Origin of the sequence: Microcoleus pseudofavosus SVA1_A4, from assembly GCF_036700565.1 — a bacterium.
Lineage (GTDB): Bacteria > Cyanobacteriota > Cyanobacteriia > Cyanobacteriales > Microcoleaceae > Microcoleus.
The window spans coordinates 91,980-117,777 of sequence record NZ_JAUBPE010000006.1 but is presented as its reverse complement, the minus strand read 5'-3'; the positions used below and the strand labels follow the sequence as shown (position 1 = coordinate 117,777).

Below are 25,798 nucleotides of genomic sequence, written 5' to 3'. Positions count from 1 at the left end.
CGCAGATTAACGCAGATAAAAGTTTGTACAGAGGTAAAAATGTTAGTACAAAGCAAGCAAAAAATTTATACCCTAGATGAGTACCGGGAGTTAGAGGAAACTGCCGAGTTTAGAAATGAATACCGCGATGGAGAAATTGTACAAATGACTGGTGGTAGTATTAATCACAGCCGGATTATCCGAAATTTGAGTAGAGTCTTGGGAAATTTGCTTGAGGGGCAGCCCTATGAGCTTTTTCACAACGATTTGCGGTTATGGATTCCTCGGTATCGACGGGGAACATACCCGGATGTAATGGTGATTGAAGGAGAACCCATTTTCAACGAGGGACGCAGTGATGAGATTCTCAATCCTCTGCTAATTGTGGAAGTGCTTTCTAAGTATACCAAGGATTTCGATCGCGAGGATAAGTTTCGGTTTTATCGATCGATTCCTGAATTCCGTGAATATGTGTTAGTCAGCCAATACGAGTTTTTAGTCGAACAGTATATTAAAACTGAGTCGAATGAGTGGTTATTTCGGGAATACGAAGGAGAAGCAGCAACAGTTGTTTTCGCGGCGCTGGGAGTGCAAATGTCTATGAGCGAGATTTATAATAAAGTAGTATTTGAAACAGACGAGACAGAATTGCCTCAGTAATTTGGTTTGTAGTGAAGACTAAAGTCTTCACTACAAACACCTATTAAATTTGGAATAAAATTGCATGACTGTAATTGGGCTATTATTAAAAGCTTCTTGGTTAAATGTTTCCATCGCCATACTCACAGGCTTAATCAGCGGCGGTTGCAGCGCTATGTTAATTTCCCTCATCAACCGCGCAGTCAACGACAATTCCAATGGTAATTTAGTCTGGTATTTTGCGGGATTAGCAATCTTGGCTCTTTTGAGTGGCTTTGTATCTCAATTTTTGTTAATCTATCTTTCTCAAGAAGCGGTTTATAACCTGCGTCTGAGTTTGAGTCGCGGGATTTTGTCTACTCCTTTGCGGAATTTGGAAGAGTTGGGCGCTAACCGCTTGCTGGCAACTCTGACTGATGATGTGGGAACGCTTTCTAATACTATATTTTTGATTCCTTTTCTCTGTGTCGATATCGCCGTTGTTATCGGCTGCTTAACTTATTTAAGCACAATTTCGGGTACAGTTTTTGTTGTTGTATTTTGTTTTATGGGGCTGACGATTGGCACGGTGCAGTTGTTGCTCAATAAAATGCGGAAATTCTTCGATTTAGCCAGAGAAGAACAAGATATATTGTTTAAGCATTTTCGCAGTATTACTGATGGAATTAAGGAACTAAAACTGCATTCCTTGCGCCGCCAAGAGTTTTTTACGGAAGAATTACAGGGGAGTGCTGATGCTTCCCGCAATTATAACGTGACTGCTTTGAATACTGGTGCAGTTGCGATGGGAGTTGGGCAGTTGCTGTTTTTTATGCTGATGGGTTTGTTGTTATTTGTCTTGCCCAAATTTGTGCCAGTTTCAACTCCGGTTTTGTCAGCTTACATTCTGACAAGTACCTATTTAATGTCTCCGTTTAACAATATTTTGCAAAGGTTGCCGGCGCTTTTTCGTGCTAATACTTCTGTGGTAAAGATAGAGAGAATGGGATTGGCTTTGGCGAGTCAAGCTGAGATAACTTCAACGGTTAAACTGCCTGACACGGCTCAGTGGGAGACGCTGGAGTTAAATCGAGTAATTCACAGCTATCCGGGAGAAAAAGAAGACAGCAATTTTAGTTTGGGCGAGCTTAATTTGAAGTTTCATCCCGGTCAATTGGTGTTTATAATTGGCGGGAATGGCAGCGGTAAGTCTACTTTAGCTAAATTAATCACTGGTTTGTATATTCCTGAATCGGGAAAAATTCTCTTAGATGGCCAGCCAATTACTGAGGAAAATCGAGAGTGGTACAGGCAGCATTTTTCGGCGATTTTTTCGGATTTCTATCTGTTTGAAAGGCTTTTGGGGATGACTAATGGCGATTTGGACAAGCAGGCGGCGGAATATTTGCGGGAGTTTCATTTGGATAATAAAGTTGAGGTGAAAGATGGAGTTTTGTCAACTACGGCTTTGTCTCAGGGACAGCGAAAGCGGCTGGCTTTGCTGACGGCGTATTTGGAAGATAGACCGATTTATTTGTTTGATGAATGGGCTTCGGATCAAGATCCGTTTTTCCGGGATATTTTTTACAAGCAGTTGTTACCGGAGTTGAAGCGGCGGGGGAAAACGGTGTTTGTCATCAGTCACGACGATCGCTATTTTGATTTAGCCGATCGCGCCATTAAACTAGATTACGGTAAAGTAGAGTATGACCGATAAAATGGATAAGTATAGGATTGTCGAAACTTTGACCGAAAGCCAGGTTTCCGACTTGATGGATTTGTACAAAAACGAGTTTTGGAGCGACAAGCGGACGCGGGAGGATGTTGTGAAAATGCTGGCGGCGACTGATGTTATCATTGGTTTGGTCGATGAGTGCGATCGGCTAATTGGCATTACCCGCGTCATCACCGATTTCGTATACAGAGCCATGATTTTTGATGTCATTATCAAGCCGACACACAGAAAGACGGGACTGGGTGCGAAGTTGATGGATGCAGTTTTAAATCATCCCGAACTCCAAGCCGTGGAGAAGTTTTATCTTAATTGTTTGCCGAACATGATGCCGTTTTACGAGCGTTGGGGTTTCACGGATGACGCGGGCGAACTTAAGTTTATGCAGCGAACAACAGGCTAAATTCCGCTTGTTCAAAGCCCCAATTTTTCTCTAATTACTTCTTCTTTGAAACCTACTAAAACAGCCGTTCCATCTTTAACGAAAAGAGGACGTTTCAGCAGCATCGCATCCTTTGCAAATGCTTCCACCCACTGTTCGCCCGTCCAATTATTCTTGTCGTCGCCCAAAGCCCGGTAAGATTGACCGGAAGTATTTCGCATTGGTTGAAAACCCAAAGCAGCTACCCAGTTTTGAATTGTTTCGCGGGTGGGAGGCTGTTCTTTTGTGTTGATAAATTCGTAAGTAACACCGCTATCTTGGAGCCACTGGAAAGCTTTTTTGCAGGTTCCACAGTTGGGAATTCCGTAAACTTGAATTGACATAATAGATGACTGTTGAATCTTGAATCGTGAATCTTGACTGTTAGCTAATAACAACTGACAACTGACAACTGACTAATAACTAATGACTAATTTAGCTTGTTGAATCCATTTTTGCACGCGATCGACCGAAGGAGTCAAATCATTGCGCTGCATTGTCGCTACGTGCAGCCTTAAGATTTGTTGGTGCAATCTCTCTACGGGCATTTGAGCTAATTGAGCCGCAGAAGCAACGCCGGCGTGCAGCAACAGCCCGCAATACTGACAGCCTACACTCGGAATTTGAGCCAAATCTGCCATCGCTACCCATTTATTAACAGATTGAATGTTAATCTGTAGTTGATGCGCTAGCAACACTTTCGCAGCCGGTGTTTTCGTCATGCGAATTAGTTGTCCGGTTGTGGTGATGTTGCATTCTTCCAGTTGAGATTGGTTTTCCTTGCTCAATCCCGGTAAGTGTGCGATCGGCCAGTCGCGTACTTGCAGGGAAGTTTGAGGAGCTTTGTTATAAATTTTCATGTTTTTTCAGTGAATTTACTTATACTTTAAAGTCTAAAATATAAAACAGTCAATACAGGCGATCGCTTATGTCACAAAATCAACCAAAACCCGACAAACGAATTGGGCGGCGGGTGTTGTGACATTTCTGCTAATTGGTGGCCTACTAGCACTTTCAGCCTTTTTGTCCTCCCAGTCGGGCAGGGTTCCTGCTTAACAAAATCATGCCGGCGATGACGACAAAGATGATAAAAAAGACAGCGAAAAAGACGATCGCCAAAAACAGAATAAAGATTAGACTTTGTGCAAAAATGGCTGCTAAGTTTGAAGTCATATCATGGACGGTAGCATCGGAATAATATATTTGGATGATAGCAGTGCGAGCGTCTCGCTCGCGATCTGTAGCCGTTCGCTATGGACGACGTGAGCGCGCTCATAATTCCGATGCTACCGGATTTGATATCAGGACTTTATTTATTTAATGCCGAGAATCAAAGGACTCCTGGCTTACTGCAAACCAAATTCAAGATTATCGGTTTTTACCCATGCAAATTACCAAAGGTTATGACTTGTTAACAAATACTCTACACCAACGGCGGCAAAAACTGGCCAGTTTAATTAATTTTCCGATAATTCTCTGGTCTGGGTGCAGCATTCCTCGCAATTATCCGGCTCTTACTTTCCCTTTTCGCGCCAGCAGTCACTTTCTATATTTTGCTGGTTTGCCCTTAGAAAATGCTGCCATTCGCTTAGAATCTGGCAAATTAGAACTGTTCTTAGATGACGCACCTCCTAGCAGCACTCTTTGGCACGGGCAAATGCCGAAAAGAGCAGAAATTGCCGAACTAATTGGGGCTGATGCTGCTTTTCCAATGGCCGAATTGAAATTGCGAGCGACAAATGCAGCAACGATCGCCGTTCAGGATAATTTGACTCAGTTGCAACAGTCACAAATTCTAGATCGCCCTCTGGCACCGCCCAAATCCCCAACCGGAATCGACCTAGAATTAACCAAGGCGATCGTATCTCTGCGCCTGAGCCACGATGCAGCCGGTTTGGCCGAATTGCGTCAAGCTGCTGCTATCACCGTAGCAGCTCACAAAGCGGGAATGGCGGCAACTCGAAATGCTCAAATTGAAGCAGGGGTGCGCGCTGCAATGGAAAGTGTCATCATCTCGGAAAATATGACCACTGCCTATCCCAGTATAGTTACAGTACACGGGGAAGTCCTGCACAGCGAACATTATCACAATTCCCTACAAACAGGAGATTTGCTGTTAGCAGATGTCGGTGCAGAAACATCAACGGGATGGGCGGCTGATGTGACTCGCACTTGGCCGGTTTCTGGTAAGTTTTCTCCGACTCAAAGAGCGATTTATGATGTGGTTTTGGCAGCGCACGATGCTTGTATTGAGAAAATTAGTCCGGGCGTGGAATATCAAGACATTCATCTTTTAGCTGCTCGAATTATGGCGGCAGGATTGGTAGATTTGGGCATCTTGCGGGGCAATGTTGAAGATTTGGTAGAAATGGACGCTCACGCGCTGTTTTTTGTTCACGGAATCGGACATTTAATCGGTTTGGATGTTCACGATATGGAAGATTTGGGAGATTTGGCTGGTTATGAAGAAGGGAGAGTTAGAAGCAGTCGGTTTGGCTTGGGATTTTTGCGGCTGAATCGAGTTTTGCGATCGGGAATGCTGGTATCGATCGAACCGGGATTTTATCAAGTTCCGGCAATCTTAAATAACTCGGAAACTCGCGCCAAATATAAAGATTTTGTAAAGTGGGACGAGTTGGAAAAATTCGCAGACGTGCGGGGAATCAGGATTGAGGATGATATACTTGTCAGGGAAGAGGGTCGAGAAGTATTGACAGGGAAATTGCCAACAAAAGCTCTGGAGATTGAGGAGTTAATTGCGGTAAGTGCATAAGTATCGATCGAATTAGATCGATCGCCCGCAGTTCAATCAAGTGTGAGAAAAAATAAAGAAATATGAATAAAGGTTGGCAAATAGGTCTTTTGATGCTCGTTGAAAAACTGGCCGCGCAAGTCCAAAAATTCGCAGCACAGAGACTTGCGCGCATTTTTCAGAAAGATGTATCCCCGCCGCCGATGCAAGCTGCGCCTTTGCCCAGCAACGAAGCAGAGAGGCTAGAAGCACTTCACCGCTACAACATTCTCGACACAGAGGCCGAAGCAGCTTTTGATGACCTAACAGCTTTAGCATCTTATATTTGCGGCACTCCTATTGCTTTAGTAAGCTTAATAGATTCTAATAGGCAATGGTTTAAATCAAAAGTCGGTCTGGAAGCGCTAGAAACTCCGAGAGAGTTAGCTTTTTGCGCTCACGCTATTTTAAATCCCAACGAATTGCTAGTTGTACCGAATGCTCTAGAAGACGATCGCTTTGCCGGCAATCCGCTAGTAACTTCCGATCCGAATATTCGATTTTATGCTGGATCGCCCCTAGTAACTGCTGACGGTTTCCCGCTGGGCACTTTGTGCGCGATAGATACAGTTCCTCGCAATCTCACCCCAGAACAGCTAGAAGCGCTGCGGACTTTAGGAAAGCAAATTATCAGCCAAATGGAGTTGCGAATTAATCTGGCTAGATTAAAGCGCGCGCAGATCAGACAGAAACAAGTAGAAGCAAAACTCCGTTCTAGTGACGAGCAAATTGTCAATTTTTTAGAAGGAATGAGCGATGCTTTTTTTGCTCTCGATCCCCAGTGGCGATTTACTTACGTCAATTACAAAGCATCGCAATTTTTGCAGCGATCGCCGGAAGAACTTTTTGGTAAAATTTTCTGGGAAGAGTATCCAGACTTAGTAAATTCGGTATTTTATGAAAAATATCATGAAGCTGTAGCTAAACAAGTTGAAGTGACTTTTGAAAACTATTATCTCCCCTTAAAAGTGTGGTTGGAAGTCCGGGCTTTTCCGGGTTACGACGGTATTTCTGTGTTTTTTCACGAGATCACCAAGCGCAAGCAGATGGAATCTGCACTCAGAAAAGAACAGAAAAAAACTGAAAGTTTACTGCTAAATATTTTGCCAGAACCGATCGCCGACAGGTTGAAGTACCAACCGGGGGTGATTGCAGACAAGTTTGAAAAAGCAACAATTCTTTTTGCAGACTTGGTGAATTTTACCCAAATTTCTACTACCATGCCCGCAACTAAATTAGTGTACTTGCTGAATGAAATTTTCTCAGCTTTTGACCAACTGAGTGACAAGCACGGCTTAGAAAAAATCAAGACGATCGGGGACGCTTACATGGTAGCAGGCGGTATTCCCATTGAACGCCCAGACCACGCAGAGGCGATCACCGAAATGGCGCTGGATATGCTAGCAGCAATTGATGAATTAAATGTGAAGCTAGATGCGAAGTTTGACCTCCGAATCGGGATTAATAGCGGCCCGGTGGTAGCGGGGGTAATCGGCACTAAAAAATTTATTTACGATTTGTGGGGAAATGCCGTAAATACAGCTAGCCGCATGGAATCTCACGGCATACCAGGCAGAATTCAAATCAGCCACTATACTTATGATTTGTTGCAGGATAAATATGAATTTGAAGATCGTGGCGAGATCGAGATTAAAGGTAAAGGGAAAATGCGGACTTATTTCCTGAATGGTAGAAAAACAGCAAGCGAGAACGAAATCTGAGAGTAAATAAAACTAAGACTTGAAAGTACCTGATTGTTGAGGGAAATTCCCGAGGCGGCGATCGCATCGAAGACGCGATCGCCCTGTGGCAGAACGGCCGCAGCAGATGAACAAAATCAGATTATGCTAGAGACAGAGATATCCGAGCAATCCTATGTCCGGTACTCGACGTTATAAAAATACTAAGTTGAAGTCCTCGGAGCCCTTAAGATGGTTCAATTTCATATTCAAACAGATAGCGATATTCCAGCATCCACCCAACTATTCAATCAAATCAGGTTTGCGATCGCCTCGCGACAATTTCCGCCCGGACACCGCTTGCCCAGCACCAGGCAACTAGCCATGCAGACAGGTTTGCACCGCAACACCATCAGCAAAGTATACCGACAGCTCGAAAATACCGGACTCGTGGAAGCCCAAGCCGGATCGGGCATTTACGTCCGCGCTCAAGGCCACGAAGGCGGCAGCAAACTCAAATCCCCGATCCTCGATGAATATCCCCTTGCCAACAAAATAGTGCAAGAAAGTCTCGATCACCTTCTGGGACAGGGCTGTACGCTCAACCAAGCTAGGGAATTATTTTTGGCCGAAATTGACTGGCGGCTTCGGTGCAGCGCGCGAGTGGTCGTCACAGCCCCCACAGAAGACATCGGCGTGGGCGAGCTGATGGCGAAAGAACTCGAACAAGCTCTGCGTATCCCCATCCAGTTAGTGCCGATGGAAGAGTTAGGTACTTTTCTCGATCAAATCTCTTCGGGGACTGTGATCACCAGCCGCTATTTTATCGGAGAAGCAGAATCGATTTCGGCACCGCGTTCGGTGCGAGTCATTCCCGTAGACATCTACGACTATGTTCAGGAGATACAGTTAGTGGGGGGTTTGCCGAAAGACAGTTATTTGGGTTTAGTCAGCCTGAGCCCGGGAATGCTGCGATCGACTGAAGTCATCATCCACAGCATCCGGGGCGAGGATTTGCTGGTGATGACGGCTTTGCTGTCAGATGCCTACAAGATTAACTCGATCGTGCGATCGGCCAGAACAATTTTCTGCGATCAACCGAGCTTTGCTACAGTAAAAGCTGCCATCAATGCGGCTAGAGAAGATATTATTCGTCCGCCGCAACTGATATGCTCGGAAAATTACATCGGCTCTAAGTCGATTAATTTGCTCAAGCGCGAGTTGGGCTTGGGGTAAGTCAGTTGGCAGTTGGCAGTTGACAGTTGACAGTTGACAGTTGGCAATTGACAGTTTACAGTTGGCAGTTGTTATTTGGCAGTTGTTATTTGTTGTTCTAATTTCCAATAACCAATAACCAATAACCCATAACCAATAACCAATAACTAATAACCCATAACCAATAACCAATAACCAATAACCCATGCCAATTGAAATCCAACCTTCAATTAATGTTAAAACAGCGATCGAAAGCCGCCGGGCCGCCCGCAGCTTCAAACCCGATCGAATTCCCCCAGCAATATTGACTGAGATTTTGCGCTTGGGAGTGCGATCGCCCTCCGGTTACAACTTGCAGCCTTGGCGGTTTATCGTACTTCAAGACGCAGCCAGCAAGGAAAAATTAAAAGCTTGCGCTTTCGATCAGCGCCAAGTGGTAGAAGCGCCAGTAGTATTAATCTGCTGCGGCGATCGGCGCGCCGCCCAACCCGAAAACACCGAAGCCGTAATCGAATTGGGCAAAGCCGCAGGCGCAATGAACGACAATTTAGCCGGTTATATGCGACAAGCAATCCCGCAATTGTTCGAGAACCGTCCCTGCTTCGAGTCCCTAGAAACTTGGACAAACAGGCATACAATGCTCGCAGTAGCTCACTTAATGATTGCAGCTAAAAGCTTTGGGGTAGACAGTTGTCCGATGGAAGGTTTTGTCGGCGCTAAGGTGAAAGAAGCCTTTCAAATTCCCGAAGAAGTAGATGTTTGCTGTTTGCTGCCGCTCGGTTATGCAGCAGAACCTTTGAAACAATACGGCGGGCGTTTTGACGTGACTCAAGTTTATTACAGCGAAAGTTACGGAGAGACTTTGCAAGTTGAGATTTGAGAGTTAAGATTTTGTGGCAACTTGAATTTTAAGAGTTAAGATTTGGAATGAATCGGTGCCAAAGTTCAAACAAATCAAAAATCCCGACAGTTCCGCAATCTAAAATCTAAAATCCCAAATCTAAAATCGAAAGTGGTGATATCAGACAGAGGAAAAGTATGACAGTAGCAGAGCGACAAAGTAACGCCCAAATTCTCGAAGTAAAATTGCAAAAGCACTTGCAAGCAGCCGGATTTAAAAATTTACCGCTTTATATTAGTTGCGATTTTCGAGATGACTCTTTGACGGTTGTGGGAGAACACCCGCGCAGTTTAGTTCTCAAAGCAAAACCGACTTTTGCGGTGCTAGAAGCAGCAATTCTCGAAATAGAACCGGAAGCTATTCAACAGATTGGACTTTGCCTAAAAATTACCGGGCAAAAACAGCCTTACGCTTTCCATTCTTTTACGATGCACCACCCTGTTTTGTCAAGACCAAAAACAGTACAAGCGTTCAAAAAAACCGAGATTCCCGCAGCAGAAACGGGGATAGTCTTAACAGCAAATGCGGCGGATGCAGCGGATGCAGCGGAGGATGTGCCGTTAGAAACAGATGTTAAAGATGCGGGGGGCGATGAATATTTTCCAGATTTTTCAGAAAGTTCCAGCAATAGCGATCCGATCGCCTTCAGCGTGCAAGCAATCCCGGCAGATATTGCAGACAATCCCTTTAATCCGCTGGATATGGAGCCTGCGGTAACAGTTGCTCAAACCCCCAAGCATTCACCGTTGGCGATGCTGGCTGCGGCTGGAATCATCAGCATCGCGGGGGCAATTTTGGCAGGCGGTTATTACCTGCTGAGCCGCCCCTGCGTCATTGGAGAATGTACTGAATTAGCTAATGCTAAACAGTTGAGCGAAAATTCGGCGAAGACGCTGAAAACGTCAAAAGTTGCTAGCAGTCCCGAAGAAGCGCAGGAACAGTTAAAACAGGCGATCGCCCTTTTGGAACCGATTCCCTCCTGGTCAATTCATCGCGGTGAAGCTCAAAGCGCTCTCGAAAACTACCGGCAGCAAAGTCAGAATGTAAACTCTGCGATCGATGCAGCGCGCCTCGCACGATCGGCAGCCGAGAAAACCAAAAATCCGCCTTATTCTGCCGAGAACGGGCAGGAAGCGCAATCTCTGTGGCAAAGCGCGATCGCCCAACTCGGAGAAATCCCCACCGACAGCCCAGTTTATCCGTTTGCTCAGAGAAAGACAAAAGAATATCAGAAGAATTTAGCAAGCGGAAATCGGCTGTTAAGCACAGAGAAACAAGCCGAAAAAACGCTGCTCGCCGCCAAAAGTACAGCCCAAATAGCAGAAGCTCGCGAAGCAGTAGCGACTACTGCCGAGACTTGGGATCAAGTGCAATCAGGTTGGGAAAAATCCCTCGAAATCCTATCAGAAATTCCCACCAGTACGCAATCTTACCAACAAGGTAAACTCCTAGTTCCGAAATACGAAACCAAGCTTTCACAAGCTCGCGAGCGCAAAAATGTCGAAGGAATTTCGGAAAATGCCTACACTCAAGCAGTGACTTTAGCAGCAGAAGCTCAAATTTTTGAGGGCAAAAACGGCTGGTTTAAAGCATCAGAATACTGGCGGAGAGCTTTGAGTTACGCCGAGCAAGTGCCGGCGGCAACTTCTTATTCGCAGAAAGCCAAACCGCTAATCGATTCCTACAAAACGTCATTGCAGCAAGCAGAAGTAAAGTTGCAGGAAGAAAGGAACCTGCAAAAAGCGCGCACGGATTTGGATAGAACTTGCAAAGGCCAACCGAAGATTTGCGACTATACTGTTAGCAAAGGTTTGATTGCGGTGCAGATGACTCCCGATTACGTGCAGAAACTGCAACAAACTTTCATCCAAGCAAACAACAACAACGCTACCAAGACTCGCCAAGCTGTGGAAAAGCACGTTGAAACCTTGCAAAAAGCTTTGGAGGCGATCGCAGACAACGCGAAAATTCCGATGCAGGTGTACGATGGCGAAGGCAAGCGGATTGCGAGTCACGAACCGAAGTAAGCTGTTACGGCATTTAATTTGAGTTTTTGGGGCGGGCGAGGAGCAACGCCCCACTCATTGTTTCAAGAAAAATGATTGTTACAATTAAATGCGCGCTAACAACTTAGAACATCCGAAAACACACTACAATTTCGGCAATCAAAAAGTATAAAAGGATGTTAGCCATCAAATGCTGCAAAAGGTAAAACTTCATAACTTCAAAAGTCATCAAGATACAGAACTTAATTTTGATAATTCACGCCTACACGCACTCGTAGGACAAAACAGTTCGGGTAAAACATCAGTGTTGCAAGCAGTGCATTATCTCAGTCGGCTTGCTAATTCATCATTTGAAAATATTTTTCAGCATGAAATAGCGCCTCAATTTATTACAACAATTGGGCAAGATAATATGTCTGTTACTGCAACTGGTTTTTGGAAAAACCCAGATATAAATAATTGGAAAGCTTCCTATAAATGGAGCGTAGACGTTAATCATGGGTGGGCGTTTAGAGCATCATGGAATGCCAATAAAAACCCGGAATATGAAGTAACCTCTGCACCTTCCTTAATGACTACGGAAGAGCCAATTCAGCAATCTTTGAGAAACGCAGTTCATCTTAAGCTCGTAGCCAGTAATCTTGCTAAAGCAGCTTACAGTGATGCAATTACACCGCGAGTTGAGTTCGATGGTTCCGGGTTAGCACCTACCTTAGACTATCTTCGTGACGAAGCTCCAGATAAATTTCAATCTTTACAGGAAATGTTGAAACGGATTGTACCAGGTGTACGCGAGGTAGGGGTAAGGCGAGCTAAAGTTATGGTGAATCGCCAACGCTTAATCGAAGTCGGTGGAAAGTCTATCTCCTACGAAGAAAGTCAGGAAATGGCAGGGCAAGAAGTTGTCTTAGACATGAATACTGGTAAGCGTATACCAGCCCATGCCATTAGCGAAGGCACAATGCTCGCTCTCGGATTACTGACTGTTTTGATGAATCCCAATCAACCTAATTTAGTGTTACTAGATGATGTTGAACAGGGACTCCATCCCAAAGCGCAACGAGACTTAATCGCTGTTTTAAAAGAAATTATTCAAGACAACAGCAATCTGCAAATTATTTTTTCTACCCATTCTCCTTACATTGTGGATGAACTTATTCCTTCTCAAGTCCATGTATTAAGTAACAACAATTCAGGTGTGACTCGTTGCAAACGATTGGATGAACATCCTGATGTAGAATGGGCAAAACAAACTTTAACCACCGGAGAATTCTGGGATGCGGAGGGAGAAGATTGGGTGGTTGCAGGGGAAATCAATGATTGAGTTTGTTGTAATTGTGGAAAGTAGCGCAGACGCACGAACCGCTACTAAATTAGCCGATCGCATTTTAGTAGAAAAAATTGAGTGGTTAGAGCACGAGACGCTGCAACATCTAGTTCAATGGAGTGGTTTAGAAGCTGGCACAGAGAATTCTTGCTGGAAAAATATTAATCAAATTATAGATAATTTCCAACAAAGCTTAGGATTCCGTCCTCCAAGGTATTTAGGTCATCGTAAAGATGGAACATTAAAAGCTGATGGTGCAGCAGCTATAAAAATTCTGAATTTAGTACGATTTATTCAAAAAACACGACAGATTGAAGCAGTTCTCCTAATCCGCGATCTAGATAATCAACCTGAACGAAGACAAGGGATCGAGCAAGCGCGTTCAGAACACATCGATCGACAACCTAAATTAGCAATTATTATTGGTACAGCCGATCGAATGCGGGAAGCTTGGGTGTTGAATGGGTTTATTCCATCTAATCAAGAGGAAAAACAAATTCTTCAAGAGATAACGACCGAATTGACGTTTAATCCTTGCGAAGAGTCACACAGGCTACGATCTAACTCATGGGAAGAACCCGATCGCATTAGAAATCCTAAAGTTGTTGTCGAAAAGCTAACAGGTGGCAAGATGGAACGCGAACAACAGTGCTGGGAAGACACGCCTCTGGAATATCTACGAAAAAACGGTGTTAATACAGGCTTAACAGCCTATATTGATGAAATCGAGGAACGATTAATTCCCATTATTTTATCTGACTAAAAGAGTAATTCAGGATTTACGCATAACCTCTATATTGCAGGTTTGCACTGCGCGCCTTACCGCTATGAGTAGCGCGTATAATCACTTCTTGCATAAGTGCTGTTCATTCACAACTAATCGGTATCCCCAGCAATTTTATCCGCAGTCAATCCAGCTTGAAAAACTTGTTGCGCCGTCAATTTCAATTCGGGAAAAGTGGGCGACTGGATTGTCTGATCTCCCCGAAATTGACTAACTTCATACTCACCATCAACCAACCGATAAATCGAAATAGTCGGTTGCTTAGGATTCCCGATAAATCTCCGGCCGCCCAAACCGAGATAATCCACAATCCAGTATTCAGGAATCCCGATTAGTTCGTATTCCCCTACTTTTTTGATGTAGTCATCTTGCCAGTTGGTACTAACTACTTCAATAACCAGCGGAATTGATGCCCCTTGAGTCACAGTGGAGAACTTTTCCCACAGAGGTTCTGATGCTAAATTGGTTTCATTTAAGATTAGAATATCGGGAGAATAAGCTGATTCGTTTTCTGATGGCTTAACTAATGCTTGTTTGGGGATGAAGTACGGAAGGTTTAATCGATCGAATTGCGCGGTCAATTTTCTGGCTGAAAAACCGACAACTTTTTCATGCTTTCCTAATGGCTGTGACATTTCAACAATCTCTCCATTGTGCAGTTCATAACGTCCGTTTTCTGGCTTCCATTCCGCAAATTCTTCAAAAGTTAGCGTTTTAGTTGCTGTTTGAATCATGGTTATTCTCCTTAGTGATGACTAGGGCGGGCTAGAAACCCACTCCACAAGATAACTCACTCTATGTGGAACAGGCATCTTGCCTGTTCAAGAAAATAAGGCTAAATGCAAGTTCCTACCTATATTATATTACCAATTCCATGTCCAATGCCCAATGCCCAATTCCCAATTCCCAATTCCCAATTCCCAATGCCCAATTACCAATTACCATTTTATCAATTGTGCGTCTTGATTAAAAAACCTCCGACACAATCCCTCTGTCAACAGCAAAGTTGCGATTAAAGTTGCCAGCGCTAACACAAACATAATCAAAATCTGGTAAGATGCTGCATCGAGAGGACTGACACCGCTCAGCATTTGACCTGTCATCATTCCGGGTAAAGTTACTATTCCTACGACTGTCATTGTGTTTAATGTCGGGATTAATCCAGCTTTGATGGCATCTTTGCGGTACTGTTTTACTGCTTGCTGCGGCGTGGAACCTAAACTTAAATGGGTTTCTATTTCTAACTGGCTGCTATTAACTGTACTGACAAGTCTTTCGCCCGCGATCGCCCCGGAGTTCATGGCATTGCCCAAAATCATACCCGCTAAAGGAATCAGGTATTGCGGTTCGTACCAAGGGTCAGGTTGCAAAATTAGCAAGTTTGTATAGGCGAGAGTCAAGGCCGTACTGATAAAAATTGAACCCCAAACTAAGGGCAGTAAGTTCTTGATTTTTTTGCTGATGCGGTTGCTGGCAACCATGCTAGCTGTTGTCAGCATGATTGCTAAAACTGCTAAAACCAGCCAAGGATTTTTCCCCTCCGGATCGAATACGACTGCGAGCACGTACCCGACTAAGATTAGCTGGATCAGGGTGCGCCCCGCGGCGATCGCGATCGCCCCCTCCAACCCCAATCCCTGCCACGCCGAAAGCCCGATCGCGATCGCCACCATCCCCAAAGCCCAACCCAAATCTGTAAAATCTAGCTGAATTAACACCGGTCCACCCTTTCGATAACGTGATTGTTTGCCTGTCCAAATATAAGATATTTGAATAAACGTTTCTGGGAAACAGTTTTGCTGCAAGAATTTGCTTTGATAATGGTTGAAATTTGTGGTGTGAAGAGTGAATAATGTTCCCCCCCTCGACTTAACCCGCCAGTACGCCTTAATTGGCGACGAGATAACCGCTGCGGTGCAAAAAGTGCTTGCCTCTGGCGGCTACGTAGGCGGCCCGGCCGTGAAGACTTTTGAACGAGAGTTTGCCGAATACACGGGCGTTTCCGAGTGCGTTGGCTGCAACTCCGGCACCGATGCCTTGATTTTGGCCTTGCGATCTCTCAAAATTGGCCCCGGCGATGAAGTGATTACCACTCCTTTTACCTTTTTTGCTTCGGCTGAGGTAATTAGCGCCGTCGGCGCAACTCCCGTGTTTGTCGATATTGACAGCGGGACTTTTAATCTGGATGTCGAACTCCTCGAAGCGGCAATTACCGACAAAACCAAGGCAATTATGCCAGTCCACATCTTCGGCCAACCGGTAGACATGACTCGGTTGATGGAAATTGCGACTCGACACAATTTAGCCGTAATTGAAGATTGCGCCCAGTCTGTCGGGGCCGAGTGGCAGTCTCGAAAAGTCGGCAGCATCGGCCATGTCGGCTGCTTCAGTTTTTATCCGACCAAAAATTTAGGCGCTTGCGGTGACGGTGGCGCAGTGACGACAAACGATCCTGCCCTCGCAGCTTCGATGCGAGTGCTCAAAGAACACGGACAGTCTTCTAGATATTTCTACGAACAAATCGGCTACAACAGCCGTTTAGATGCCCTGCAAGCGGTGATTCTCAGCATTAAATTGCGGTATCTCGACAGTTGGAACGCCCAGCGACGTTCGATCGCGACTCTTTACAGCGAATTTCTCTCCCGCGTGCCCGGAGTTGCCGTTCCCAAAGAATTGCCGGAAGCAAAAGGAGTTTGGAATCAATACACGATCCGGCTGACAAGTCCAGAAGACGCGCCAAATCCCTCTGGCGATTTTCGAGATTGGATGCGGACTCAGTTGCAGGAATCCGGCATCGGTTCGATGGTTTACTATCCGTTACCTTTGCACCTGCAACCTGTTTACAAATCTTTGGGCTATCTTGTCGGTCAGTTGCCACAGGCCGAGCAAGTTTGCCGCGAAGTCTTGTCTTTGCCGATGTTCCCGGAACTGTCGAGGGATCAACAAGAGCGGACGATTTATGGGCTTAAAGATTGCTTGGCAAAGGGCGATCGCATCCGGTAGCTTTGGCGCGATGGCATAAGCGAGGGAAACGCAGGAGGAGAAAAGAATTGCAGGGTTGCAGGGCTGTGAGAATGTGCAGCGGTCAGTCGATTTTAGATTTTAGATTTTAGATTTTAGATTTACTCCACAGATAAATCTGGGAGCTTGAACTAGGGTCTAAAATTTTTATCTTTCCACGACTTAAGTACGTGGCAGCGTATCCGTTTTTGGGCTGGGTCAGGTAGAGCCGTTAAGTATTTTGACCGATCGCTTGTACTTTTATGTACTATATTTAATGAAAAGAAACAAATTTAGGCTAGCAATCCGCCTCAAACGGGTACATTTTCCGCTCGCCTAAAACTTGCAATGCGATCGGTCAATGATGAAGAAGGAAGTTCGGCAACGGATTCGCTCGACGGATGTAACGGATGTAACGGATGTAACGGATGTCAGGAAGAGGGAAGAGGGAAGAAGGAAGAATAAAGAATATTTGAACTTTCGACTTTTAATCCCCGATGCCCGATGCCCGATGCCCGATGCCCGATGCCCGATGCCCGATGCCCGATGCCCGATGCCCAATTCTCAATTTAACCTGTAATTTTCAGAAGATAAGAGGAAAATAAACGAGTGCCTCAGTATCAATTCACTCAGGCTAGACGCTACGATCCACAAGCGATCGCTCAGTATTACCGCAAACGTCCTTGGAAAGCAATTTGGCGAGCAATTACCGTTATTTGGTCTTTTGCAGGCTTTGTCATCGGGATGCTGTGGGACAGTTGGCAGCACGAAGTCGCAGCACACCAGCCGGAACGAGCCACCCACCTGCGACAAATACTCACTCGCTTGGGCCCCACTTTCATTAAAGTCGGTCAAGCCCTTTCTACCAGACCGGATTTAATCCGCAAAGACTTTCTCCAAGAACTGATCAAACTTCAGGATCAATTGCCGCCCTTTGACTCCGTGCGAGCTTTTGAGATTATTGAAGCGGAACTCGATCGCAAAATTAGCGAAACCTACAGCGAAATCTCCCCCGAACCTGTCGCCGCAGCAAGTCTCGGTCAAGTGTACAAAGCTCGCCTCCTCACCGGGGAAGCAGTAGCAGTTAAAGTTCAGCGACCGAATCTGTTACCAATCTTGAGCCTTGACCTTTATTTAATGCGCTGGGCGGCTGGATTGTTGGGCCCGTTGCTGCCACTAAATCTCGGTCACGACCTTGGTTTAATAGTCGATGAATTCGGTATCAAATTGTTCGAGGAAATTGATTACATTAATGAAGGCCGCAACGCCGAGAAATTTGCGACAAATTTTGCCGACGATCCGACAGTAAAAGTTCCGAGCATTTACTGGCGTTATACTGCAAAATGCGTTCTGACTCTCGAATGGATTGATGGCATCAAGCTGACAGATATAGAACGTGTTAAAGCCGCAGGTTTGGATACCGATAGTTTAATTGAAGTCGGAGTCCGCAGCGGTTTGCGGCAGTTGCTGGAACACGGATTTTTTCACGCTGACCCCCATCCGGGAAATCTGTTTGCCTTAGCGGACGGCCGCATGGCTTACATTGATTTTGGGATGATGGATCAGATGGAAGAAACAACTAAAGAAACTTTGGTTGATTCTGTCGTTCATTTGATCAACAAAGATTATTTAGAGTTAGCCAAGGATTTTGTCAAACTTGGCTTTTTGACTCCAGATACAGATATTATGCCGATCGTTCCGGCGCTGGAATCTGTGCTCGGCGATATCGTCGGCGAAAAGGTGTCAGATTTTAACTTCAAGACGATTACAGACCAGTTTTCGGAGTTGATGTACGATTATCCTTTCCGAGTGCCGGCGAAATTTGCCTTAATTATTCGCTCTCTGGTGACAGAAGAAGGTTTGGCCCTGACGCTGAATCCCGATTTCAAGATAGTCGAGGTGGCGTATCCTTATGTAGCGCGGCGTTTGTTGAACGGAGAATCTCCGGCACTGCGGCGCCGCCTGATTGAGGTATTATTCAAGGATGGCAAATTCCAGTGGAACAGGTTGGAGGAGATGATCGCGATCGCCCGATCGGATCGCAGTTTCGACTTGCTCCCCACCGCCCAACTAGGCTTGCAATTCTTGCTGTCAGAGGAAGGGTCGTTTTTGAGACGCCAATTGATATTGGCTTTGATTGAGGACGATCGACTCCACACCGAAGAAGTTCGCAGCCTGTGGAACTTAGTCAAGGAAGACTTGCAACCCGGCCGCCTATTCAACGTTGCTCTAGGCGCTTTGGCGGAGTTTTCCACAGAAGGAGCAGCCGCGCTGACTCGGTTGTAGTCAGAAGGAAGAAGGAAGAAGGAAAAAGGAAAATTATTAGGATTTGATATAATTCCTGATTACCAATTTCCAATTTCCAATTTCCAATTTGCAATTACCCAAATTAAGGAATTATTCGTGTATTATTTTCCCGAACCTCCGTATTTTTTAATGTCGGCTGGATTACTAGCAGGTATGGCCTCCGGTGTAGCCTTTGAAGCAACTCTCAAACAAGCCGTACAACTGTGGTCTAAAAATCGTTCTACTCGCACTTTGGCTAACCTGCAAGGGCTACAATTGCTGATACCTTTTCTGGGAATGGCTGGCGGAATTTGCGTATTTTTAGCTTCGGGGATGGAGATTTTTGGCTTCCCAAAATTACTTTCTTATGTTCTAGCTTTGCCACTGACGGTACTCACGGGCTGGCTAGTTTGGACTCAGTTGGGTAAGCTTTTAATCGAGCTAGAACGCGGAGGTTCCAAAGCGCTGGATCTAGATTCTTTTGAAGGATGAGAGTTAGCTATCAACCTCTTTTCTGAGAAGGAAGGGGGTTGATAGTTCTCTAATGTTATCCTAATTTGATGCTTTTTGAACCCCAGAGGGCGCAGAGAACTCAGAGAAATAGAAAGAAGAGGCTCACAATTTATGCAGGAATTTCTGTATAAAATTTCCAATATAAAATCTAAAATCTAAAATCTAAAATCGAATGGGTAATTTTATTGTTACGGGTGCAGCAGGATTTATCGGCTCTAATCTAGTAGAAACTCTTTTAAATCGAGGGGAGACAGTGATAGGTGTTGACGAGTTCAACGATTATTACGATCCGGCTCTCAAGCGCAAGAATATTGCACAATTTGATAAGTATCCTGGTTTTAAATTGGTGGAAGGCGATATTTTGTCTCTGAATTGGCGATCGCTTTTATCCGATACAGAGGTGATTTTTCACCAGGCGGCGCAAGCGGGAGTTCGCGCTAGCTGGGGCGACGGTTTCCGCAGCTATACCGAACGCAATATTAACAGCACCCAAGTATTGTTAGAAGCGGCAAAAGATGCGCCAAATTTGCAAAGGTTTGTGTATGCTTCATCGTCTTCAATTTACGGCAATGCTGAAGCTTTCCCCACGAATGAAAACGCTTGTCCGCAGCCGGTTTCTCCCTACGGAATTACGAAGTTAGCCGGTGAACGTTTGTGCGGACTTTATTACAAAAATTTTGGCGTTCCGACTACTTCGCTGCGCTATTTTACCGTTTACGGGCCGAGACAGCGCCCCGATATGGCTTTTCACAAGTTTTTTAAGTCGATTTTGTTTGACGAGGCGATTTCAATTTTCGGCGACGGATTGCAAACGCGGGATTTTACTTTTATCAGCGATTGCGTTGCGGCGAATTTAGCGGCGGCTGAGGTTGCCGAAGCTGCGGGGAAAGTTTTTAATATTGGCGGGGGAAGTCGGGTAGTTTTGAAAGAAGTTATTGATACAATAGAGAGAATTGTCGATCGACCAATTCGGATCGATTTTGCAGAAGCAGCCAGGGGAGACGCGCGGCACACTAGCGCGGATGTGTCTAAAGCCAAGAAAATCTTAGGTTATCAGCCGCAAGTTGCTTTAGAAGAAGGTTTAAGGCGCGAATGGGAGTGGATTCAGTCTTTGTACAGTTAGATGCTATCTAAGCTGTTCGGCATTTAAAGGAGGATAGTAGGGTGCGTCAGTAATAAGCGTTTCCCATGTATAGTAAGTGTTCTAGCTGACGCACCTTACCTGGATCGTTAATGGTTTAAATGCTCCACAGCTTCTCCCAAAAATTCCGCAACTTAAATTGAACATTATTAAGTTTTTGAATTGCCCAACTTTTGAGATTTCTCTGCAAGCGAATCAGCAAATTTGGAGGCGCGAGTTTTGGTCGTGTTTCCGGCGAATTCAAATAGCGGTAGTGCAGAAATACGTCTCGGTAAGGAATCTCAACATCTTCACCAGCACACAATTGATTAATTTTGGCAGCCGAAATACTCATGTAATGCAAATAAGTCAGCCGCCGTCCTTTATCGTAGAGAACATAATCTCTCACATCAAATTCAGAAGACCAATGATTGCCCGTTACCAGCGCAGGTTGATGATAAGCAAAGTTATAAAAAGATATGCCGCTGCGGGCGACTAAATAGTTAAGTAAAGATTGGTCAGCGCCCCGCACAGACATAATTTCCGCTTCTCCTGATGTTATTTTTTCTAAAAATTGAGAGCAATTATTGCGATTAAAAATCCCTGGTTTTGACGCAAACCAACCCGCACAAAAAATATGAGATTGCAGTTCGTCCAAATTTAAAATTTGGGGTAATTTTGGGGACGACAAATCAAATATATAATTTAGGTCTGATTTGTATTGAAAATCGTTTGCTACCCAGTCAAATTCATCGAGTTTTTGATAAATGTAATCGAGAGAACCCATTAACAGAGTGTCTGCGTCAAAATAGATAAATTTATCGAAAGGGCCGTCGAAACAACAGAATTTTCGGTGCATTTCCAAACATTGAACAGGTTTTAAACCTTTAGCTTGCCAAACTTTTTGAGCTTTGGCATGAGTTTTCCAAACTTGAGTTGCAAAATGTTCCCAGAAAATGATTGACTCGGTATTTTCAAACAGGGTGACGCTGGTTAGGGAGGCAATGTGCGATCGAACTTTTTTCAGGTTATCATCATAGGGAATAATGCAAACAGGAATATCTTTTGCCCCATTGACTTCGAGACTGTTTAATAAAGCGACTAAGTGGTCAAAAACCACATCATTTGCTAGAATATAAATACCATTTGTCATAATTTTTACTTAATAAGTAGACCAGCGCATATATATTGCTTTTTAGGTGCGGGCAAGATGCCCACACCACTATAAAAAAATTATCAATTGTGGAACAGGCATCTTGCCTGTTCATCAAAGCTTTTTGATAATAATTTAACATCTCAGTTTATACTCACCTACCGAAATTTTCCAATATTTTTTGCATTAAATTAGGTTTTTCCTCATACAAATAACGATAATGTTTCCACAGTTCCCAGTAGGGACTACCCGATTTAATCGGTATTCCGGCCCAGTGGAGATATTTTAACCTTTTACCTTTGTCGTAAAGCACATAATTTATTTCCTGAAAATGCTTGGAACCTGCCCAGCTTCCGGGTTCTGTTGCTGAAACTTTAACAAGGTTGCAGCGTTTAGGAATCAGCTTGAGAATGATATAATTTAGTATAGGTTGGTCTGTGACATTTTGAGTAAAGTCAAAATATTCTCGATGCTGCGAACATTCTCGCAAAATTTCATACATTTGCGATTCTGTAATAGTTCCTTTTCTGGAAGCCCAAAAGCCGCTGTTGAAGACATCTTGAAGTTCTAAATTTGTGAAAATATGCTGTTCTTTTACAAGTGGTGAAAATACATTTCGCAGTTTTTCGCTGAGGTGGTGGTAGTCGCAGCAAAAGAAATCTACTTCTGATAGTTTGTTTAAGTTGTGTGCGATGTCTTCAAAGACGATGATGTCTGTATCGATGTAGAGAAATTCGTCAAGCGGGCCAAACCAGGCGACGAGTTTTCGCATTTTGTTGGGGAGGGCTAAAAAGTTGCGATCGAACATTTGGCCAATTTCCCTGGTAAACTGTTCCACAAACTCCAGATTTGGGAACATTTGAACCCCGTGGAGACGGCTGAGTGCGGCTGCGACTTGCTGATAATTGTCGTCGAAGGGGATCAGAAAAACTGGTACTTGACAATTGTACAGACGTATGCTGTTTAGAAGGGCGATCGCACTTTCGATCACCTTATCATTCGCAACAATATAAATACCGCGATTCATACATTTATCCTCAACCTTCTCAACACTCTTTGTAGCAAATTCGACGCAGAAACCTCAGTATAAGACTTTGGCGCTTGGGCAAAAATCGGCCGCTTTTCCGGTTCGCGGAGATAGCGGTAATACAGAAACAAATCGCGATAGGGAAACCCAATATTTTCGCCCGCACAAACTCTCCGAATTACATCCGGCGGCACACCAATATAATGAATGTAAGTAAGTCGGTTTCCCTTGTCGTACAAAACCCCATCTTGCTCTTCAAAATGTTTAGAAGTGACGCTGCACCCAGTTTTTTCGCCCTCCGGGAGGCTATAAGCAAAATTATAGCTATTCATCCCCGTTTTCATCACCATATAATTGAGCAACGGCTGTTCTCCAGCACCTTCATAGAGAATTTCCGCCTCGCCAGATTGCAGTTGAGCTAACAGCCATTCTCTAGTATTTCTGTCAAACAATCCTTGCTTGCTGCCGTAAAATCCAGAACAAAATATTTCCGAGTCGATCCGATTTTGCTCAAAAACTTCGAGCAGTTTTCGTGACTGAATGTTGTATACTTTAGTTGGATCGCGAAATTGAAAATCATAAACCACAAAATCCGATTTCTCTAACTTCTGAAAAACCGCATCAAGGGAATTCATCACCAAAGTATCCGCATCCATATAGATAAACTTTTCAAACGGGCCGTCGAAAGCGCAAAAGCGTCGGTGCGCGCCGTAAAGCCGGAATTTGTGGCGATTCAAACGCTCTGGTGCGGCTGCTTGCATGAATTCGTCCCATCGCTGGATTGATGCGCTATCTTCATAAATAAAGACGTTGGGACGGTTAACAATTTCACCTTTGATTTGCTCTATCTGGTCGTCGAAAGGATAAATACAGACAGGAGTATTTGAGCCTAAGATAACTTCAATACTGTTGAGCAAGGCAATTAGTTGGTCGCAAACTGTATCGTTGGCTAGCGTGCAAATTCCATTCATATCTATAGTCTCGCGAAGGCGGACTTTGTTTGTGTCGTTGCGGTTTCAACCGCCGAATTATCTAAATGGTAAAAGGATAGAGAAGGGCGATCGGGGAAGACTAAAGCACAGAACCAAAAACCCGAGGCTACGCGAAAGACAGAGCCACACGAAAACCGATAAATGGGCTGCCCTTGTGCGCCGGATACCAGCCACGAGAGGCACTGCGACAATTGACCGCATCCCTGCTCCACGAACCGCCACGCACCAGTCGGTAATTATTTGTGCCAGTGTCCCAGGAACTTCCGTCAGTTGGGGCGCAGATATAGTTTTCGTGCCACCGATCGCTGCACCATTCCCAAACATTGCCGTGCATATCGTACAGTCCAAATTCATTAGGGGGAAAACTCCCGACATCGCTTGCTTGTTGGCGATAAACTCCTTTGGGGGCGTTTGCGTAGGGGCTGTTTCCGTCATAGTTGACTAAATTCGGGGTAATCGTTTTCCCAAAATGAAATGGGGTTGTTGTACCGGCACGACAGGCGTATTCCCATTCTGCTTCGCTCAGGAGGCGATATTGTTTCCCGGTTTTTTGGGAGAGTTGGCGACAGAATTTGACAGCACCTCGCCACGATATATTTACAACAGGATGTTTGTCACGTTTGACATCCGATGAATTGTTTCGCATCACTGCTTGCCACTGTGGGTAGGTAATGGGATATTTGCCTGCATAAAAAGCGGGTACTGTTACTTGATGCTGTGGATTTTCCGAATCGTCTCTACGTTCTCTTGTTGTTGGCGAACCCATCATAAAAGTGCCGCCGGGAATATAAAGAATTTCCAGTGCAACTTTGTTCCCTAAGTCTTCGGGGAAGAAGTGAGCAGAGGAACTATGACGACTGTTTTCTTTTCCTTCAGCATCAACTGTTATCACATCAAACTCAAAAATAGGCAAATATTTGTGTAACTGCTCTTTTATATTTAGTTCATCTCTATCCTTCAACAGCGAAAAGGCTGCCAACTTCACTGCCATTGATTCATCTTGCAGTACCGCAATTATTAAATCTAAACCAGCTTCTCCATATTTCAGCGCTTCAGATAGTGCAGCAATTTTCACCTCGACAATCGGTGAAGCCAAACGACTCTTAACGCCGGGAATCCCGCCTAAAACAGCAGCATCTATGGGTGGCGGATTTTGACCGCCTTTGACAGCATCGTATTCTCTGGGTTGATTTTGGTTTTCTGTCATTGCGCTATTTCCTAAGATACAAAGTTAGACAGCCAATTAAGCAAGTTCAATTCGTGGAGAATGATTTGTCGGGCTTCGGCAATTTTCTCTCTCGCTTCATGCCAATAATCCGCAGTAGCCACAACCTCTTTAATAAATTCTACTCCTTTCTCATCCAAACTCGGCAGCCGCAAAAAACTCCCCGCCGGCAACAACTTATCCGCCGCAGCACCGCCGTAATAAATCGGCAAACACCAAGCTAATAAGGCATCCCAAAGCTTCTCGCTGACATACCAATCGTTTTCGGCATAATTTTCAATAGCTAAGTTGTAATAGTATGGTGCGACGGCGTGCCATTTATTGTTCATAGTGCCATTTCCCTGCGCCCAAGTTGGCAAGTTTCGCCCGTAAAGGTCAAAGTCTAATTCTTGCGATTGCAGCAATTTGATAAAATTCAATCGGTGGCGGTGATTGGCAGTTCGGCTAACACCTGAAGTAATCCAAGAACAGGATTTAGTTTTAGCTGGTGGCGGCATTTCATCTAGTTCTCGAAACGAGTTAGAGTGATACCAAATCGCGGGCATATAATTGGGGTTGGGTGCGAAGTCGTCGGGGCCGGAAACGTAACCGCAATAAAGTTTTGCTTGTTCGTAGTTGGCTTTGGTAATTTCAATAACTTCTGGTAATGGTGGCTCGCGGATTAGGTAAATTATGCGTTCTTTGGGGACACCGCGCAGTTTTTCTCGAATGTCGTTTTCTGGAGTTTGGGGGCTTGGGCGGCGGATTTTGTCGAGCCAGGATTGATTTTTGGGCGGTTTGGGAAAGTCGAATTGATACATGAGTAAAAAATCGGGATCGGGGTGATTTGCTAGCATTTGAATGTTTCCCCATTTGCCGAAGTTGTGGGGGGTTTGTTGCCACAGCCAGTCGCTTTGGTTCATGCCTGGATAGGTGGTGATTGTGCCGATGATTTTTGGGTTCATAATTAGTAGTATGTAGGGTGCGTCAGCTTGGGTGATTTTCGCAATAATTGATAATTTAAAAGCTGACGCACCGCACAGTTAATGG

24 protein-coding genes are annotated in these 25,798 nt (G+C 44.7%); 15 read left to right on the top strand and 9 right to left on the bottom strand.

Annotated features, from left to right (window positions below; translation table 11 throughout):
* Positions 1-39: 39 nt before the first annotated feature.
* The 3 genes from QUA02_RS04605 (at position 40) to QUA02_RS04595 (ending at position 2,732) form a co-directional block, all read left to right on the top strand.
* Complete coding sequence (locus QUA02_RS04605) at positions 40-639, top strand: Uma2 family endonuclease (protein WP_333025650.1); 600 nt, start codon at positions 40-42, stop codon at positions 637-639.
* Positions 640-703: 64 nt separating this feature from the next.
* Positions 704-2,314 (top strand): cyclic peptide export ABC transporter, encoded by a 1,611-nt coding sequence (locus QUA02_RS04600; protein ID WP_333025649.1) that lies wholly within the window; start codon positions 704-706, stop codon positions 2,312-2,314.
* On the top strand, positions 2,304-2,732 hold the full coding sequence (locus QUA02_RS04595; protein WP_333025648.1) for a GNAT family N-acetyltransferase: 429 nt from the start codon (positions 2,304-2,306) through the stop codon (positions 2,730-2,732). Before QUA02_RS04600 ends, QUA02_RS04595 begins: the two co-directional genes overlap by 11 nt.
* An 11-nt stretch (positions 2,733-2,743) precedes the next feature.
* Here the strand turns inward: QUA02_RS04595 and QUA02_RS04590 are convergent, their stop codons facing one another.
* Positions 2,744-3,094 carry a Spx/MgsR family RNA polymerase-binding regulatory protein gene (locus tag QUA02_RS04590; RefSeq protein WP_333025647.1) on the bottom strand — a complete coding sequence of 117 codons (351 nt, stop codon included), beginning with the start codon at positions 3,092-3,094 and terminating at the stop codon, positions 2,744-2,746.
* Positions 3,095-3,166: 72 nt separating this feature from the next.
* Positions 3,167-3,610 (bottom strand): DUF4332 domain-containing protein, encoded by a 444-nt coding sequence (locus tag QUA02_RS04585; protein ID WP_333025645.1) that lies wholly within the window; start codon positions 3,608-3,610, stop codon positions 3,167-3,169.
* 524 nt (positions 3,611-4,134) lie between these two features.
* On the opposite strand from QUA02_RS04585, the gene QUA02_RS04580 reads away from it, so the two are divergent.
* The 7 genes from QUA02_RS04580 to QUA02_RS04550 all read left to right on the top strand — a co-directional run bounded on the left by QUA02_RS04580 (position 4,135) and on the right by QUA02_RS04550 (position 13,432).
* Positions 4,135-5,523, top strand: a complete 1,389-nt coding sequence (locus QUA02_RS04580; RefSeq protein WP_333025644.1) for an aminopeptidase P family protein — start codon at positions 4,135-4,137, stop codon at positions 5,521-5,523.
* 182 nt (positions 5,524-5,705) lie between these two features.
* Complete coding sequence (locus QUA02_RS04575; RefSeq protein ID WP_445305142.1) at positions 5,706-7,262, top strand: adenylate/guanylate cyclase domain-containing protein; 1,557 nt, start codon at positions 5,706-5,708, stop codon at positions 7,260-7,262.
* 210 nt (positions 7,263-7,472) lie between these two features.
* Complete coding sequence (locus tag QUA02_RS04570; RefSeq protein WP_333025642.1) at positions 7,473-8,456, top strand: GntR family transcriptional regulator; 984 nt, start codon at positions 7,473-7,475, stop codon at positions 8,454-8,456.
* A gap of 184 nt (positions 8,457-8,640) precedes the next feature.
* Positions 8,641-9,315: a nitroreductase family protein gene (locus QUA02_RS04565; protein ID WP_333025640.1), complete on the top strand. Its 675-nt coding sequence runs from the start codon at positions 8,641-8,643 to the stop codon at positions 9,313-9,315.
* 158 nt (positions 9,316-9,473) lie between these two features.
* Positions 9,474-11,363 (top strand): hypothetical protein, encoded by a 1,890-nt coding sequence (locus QUA02_RS04560; RefSeq protein ID WP_333025638.1) that lies wholly within the window; start codon positions 9,474-9,476, stop codon positions 11,361-11,363.
* A gap of 169 nt (positions 11,364-11,532) precedes the next feature.
* Positions 11,533-12,666 (top strand): AAA family ATPase, encoded by a 1,134-nt coding sequence (locus tag QUA02_RS04555; RefSeq protein WP_333025637.1) that lies wholly within the window; start codon positions 11,533-11,535, stop codon positions 12,664-12,666.
* Positions 12,659-13,432: a hypothetical protein gene (locus QUA02_RS04550; protein ID WP_333025635.1), complete on the top strand. Its 774-nt coding sequence runs from the start codon at positions 12,659-12,661 to the stop codon at positions 13,430-13,432. The genes QUA02_RS04555 and QUA02_RS04550 overlap by 8 nt, the downstream gene beginning before the upstream one ends.
* A gap of 113 nt (positions 13,433-13,545) precedes the next feature.
* Here QUA02_RS04550 and QUA02_RS04545 read toward each other — a convergent pair whose 3' ends face one another.
* Together QUA02_RS04545 and QUA02_RS04540 are read right to left on the bottom strand one after the other, a co-directional pair.
* On the bottom strand, positions 13,546-14,187 hold the full coding sequence (locus tag QUA02_RS04545; protein ID WP_333025633.1) for a Uma2 family endonuclease: 642 nt from the start codon (positions 14,185-14,187) through the stop codon (positions 13,546-13,548).
* A 204-nt stretch (positions 14,188-14,391) separates the two neighbouring features.
* Positions 14,392-15,171: an ABC transporter permease gene (locus tag QUA02_RS04540; RefSeq protein WP_333025631.1), complete on the bottom strand. Its 780-nt coding sequence runs from the start codon at positions 15,169-15,171 to the stop codon at positions 14,392-14,394.
* A gap of 127 nt (positions 15,172-15,298) precedes the next feature.
* Here QUA02_RS04540 and QUA02_RS04535 point away from each other — a divergent pair, with 127 nt between their 5' ends.
* From QUA02_RS04535 to QUA02_RS04515, 5 genes are all read left to right on the top strand, one after another.
* Positions 15,299-16,456, top strand: coding sequence for a DegT/DnrJ/EryC1/StrS family aminotransferase (locus QUA02_RS04535; protein WP_333025629.1), 1,158 nt, complete (start codon positions 15,299-15,301; stop codon positions 16,454-16,456).
* 358 nt (positions 16,457-16,814) lie between these two features.
* Positions 16,815-17,033, top strand: a complete 219-nt coding sequence (locus tag QUA02_RS04530; RefSeq protein WP_333025628.1) for a hypothetical protein — start codon at positions 16,815-16,817, stop codon at positions 17,031-17,033.
* A 29-nt stretch (positions 17,034-17,062) separates the two neighbouring features.
* Positions 17,063-18,739, top strand: coding sequence for an ABC1 kinase family protein (locus QUA02_RS04525; RefSeq protein ID WP_333025626.1), 1,677 nt, complete (start codon positions 17,063-17,065; stop codon positions 18,737-18,739).
* Between the two features lie 117 nt (positions 18,740-18,856).
* Entirely contained in the window at positions 18,857-19,231 is a 375-nt protein-coding gene (locus tag QUA02_RS04520) for a hypothetical protein (RefSeq protein WP_333025624.1), read from the top strand.
* Between the two features lie 193 nt (positions 19,232-19,424).
* Complete coding sequence (locus QUA02_RS04515; RefSeq protein ID WP_333025623.1) at positions 19,425-20,375, top strand: NAD-dependent epimerase/dehydratase family protein; 951 nt, start codon at positions 19,425-19,427, stop codon at positions 20,373-20,375.
* Between the two features lie 115 nt (positions 20,376-20,490).
* Here QUA02_RS04515 and QUA02_RS04510 read toward each other — a convergent pair whose 3' ends face one another.
* The 5 genes from QUA02_RS04510 to QUA02_RS04490 all read right to left on the bottom strand — a co-directional run bounded on the left by QUA02_RS04510 (position 20,491) and on the right by QUA02_RS04490 (position 25,713).
* Complete coding sequence (locus QUA02_RS04510; RefSeq protein WP_333025621.1) at positions 20,491-21,525, bottom strand: Npun_R2821/Npun_R2822 family protein; 1,035 nt, start codon at positions 21,523-21,525, stop codon at positions 20,491-20,493.
* Positions 21,526-21,679: 154 nt separating this feature from the next.
* Positions 21,680-22,552 (bottom strand): Npun_R2821/Npun_R2822 family protein, encoded by an 873-nt coding sequence (locus QUA02_RS04505; RefSeq protein ID WP_333025620.1) that lies wholly within the window; start codon positions 22,550-22,552, stop codon positions 21,680-21,682.
* Positions 22,549-23,523: an Npun_R2821/Npun_R2822 family protein gene (locus QUA02_RS04500; RefSeq protein WP_333025619.1), complete on the bottom strand. Its 975-nt coding sequence runs from the start codon at positions 23,521-23,523 to the stop codon at positions 22,549-22,551. Before QUA02_RS04500 ends, QUA02_RS04505 begins: the two co-directional genes overlap by 4 nt.
* A gap of 127 nt (positions 23,524-23,650) precedes the next feature.
* Complete coding sequence (locus QUA02_RS04495) at positions 23,651-24,751, bottom strand: formylglycine-generating enzyme family protein (protein ID WP_333025618.1); 1,101 nt, start codon at positions 24,749-24,751, stop codon at positions 23,651-23,653.
* 11 nt (positions 24,752-24,762) lie between these two features.
* On the bottom strand, positions 24,763-25,713 hold the full coding sequence (locus tag QUA02_RS04490) for a glycosyltransferase family 10 domain-containing protein (protein ID WP_333025617.1): 951 nt from the start codon (positions 25,711-25,713) through the stop codon (positions 24,763-24,765).
* Positions 25,714-25,798: the final 85 nt, after the last annotated feature.

What these genes read in the sequence shown, in the direction of transcription:
- QUA02_RS04605 (WP_333025650.1), top strand. Translation starts at nt 40, where the DNA reads ATGTTAGTACAAAGCAAGCAAAAAATTTATACCCTAGATGAGTACCGG.
- QUA02_RS04600 (WP_333025649.1), top strand. Translation starts at nt 704, where the DNA reads ATGACTGTAATTGGGCTATTATTAAAAGCTTCTTGGTTAAATGTTTCC.
- QUA02_RS04595 (WP_333025648.1), top strand. Translation starts at nt 2,304, where the DNA reads ATGACCGATAAAATGGATAAGTATAGGATTGTCGAAACTTTGACCGAA.
- QUA02_RS04590 (WP_333025647.1), bottom strand. Translation starts at nt 3,094, where the DNA reads ATGTCAATTCAAGTTTACGGAATTCCCAACTGTGGAACCTGCAAAAAA.
- QUA02_RS04585 (WP_333025645.1), bottom strand. Translation starts at nt 3,610, where the DNA reads ATGAAAATTTATAACAAAGCTCCTCAAACTTCCCTGCAAGTACGCGAC.
- QUA02_RS04580 (WP_333025644.1), top strand. Translation starts at nt 4,135, where the DNA reads ATGCAAATTACCAAAGGTTATGACTTGTTAACAAATACTCTACACCAA.
- QUA02_RS04575 (WP_445305142.1), top strand. Translation starts at nt 5,706, where the DNA reads ATGCAAGCTGCGCCTTTGCCCAGCAACGAAGCAGAGAGGCTAGAAGCA.
- QUA02_RS04570 (WP_333025642.1), top strand. Translation starts at nt 7,473, where the DNA reads ATGGTTCAATTTCATATTCAAACAGATAGCGATATTCCAGCATCCACC.
- QUA02_RS04565 (WP_333025640.1), top strand. Translation starts at nt 8,641, where the DNA reads ATGCCAATTGAAATCCAACCTTCAATTAATGTTAAAACAGCGATCGAA.
- QUA02_RS04560 (WP_333025638.1), top strand. Translation starts at nt 9,474, where the DNA reads ATGACAGTAGCAGAGCGACAAAGTAACGCCCAAATTCTCGAAGTAAAA.
- QUA02_RS04555 (WP_333025637.1), top strand. Translation starts at nt 11,533, where the DNA reads ATGCTGCAAAAGGTAAAACTTCATAACTTCAAAAGTCATCAAGATACA.
- QUA02_RS04550 (WP_333025635.1), top strand. Translation starts at nt 12,659, where the DNA reads ATGATTGAGTTTGTTGTAATTGTGGAAAGTAGCGCAGACGCACGAACC.
- QUA02_RS04545 (WP_333025633.1), bottom strand. Translation starts at nt 14,187, where the DNA reads ATGATTCAAACAGCAACTAAAACGCTAACTTTTGAAGAATTTGCGGAA.
- QUA02_RS04530 (WP_333025628.1), top strand. Translation starts at nt 16,815, where the DNA reads ATGATGAAGAAGGAAGTTCGGCAACGGATTCGCTCGACGGATGTAACG.
- QUA02_RS04515 (WP_333025623.1), top strand. Translation starts at nt 19,425, where the DNA reads ATGGGTAATTTTATTGTTACGGGTGCAGCAGGATTTATCGGCTCTAAT.
- QUA02_RS04510 (WP_333025621.1), bottom strand. Translation starts at nt 21,525, where the DNA reads ATGACAAATGGTATTTATATTCTAGCAAATGATGTGGTTTTTGACCAC.
- QUA02_RS04505 (WP_333025620.1), bottom strand. Translation starts at nt 22,552, where the DNA reads ATGAATCGCGGTATTTATATTGTTGCGAATGATAAGGTGATCGAAAGT.
- QUA02_RS04500 (WP_333025619.1), bottom strand. Translation starts at nt 23,523, where the DNA reads ATGAATGGAATTTGCACGCTAGCCAACGATACAGTTTGCGACCAACTA.
- QUA02_RS04495 (WP_333025618.1), bottom strand. Translation starts at nt 24,751, where the DNA reads ATGACAGAAAACCAAAATCAACCCAGAGAATACGATGCTGTCAAAGGC.
- QUA02_RS04490 (WP_333025617.1), bottom strand. Translation starts at nt 25,713, where the DNA reads ATGAACCCAAAAATCATCGGCACAATCACCACCTATCCAGGCATGAAC.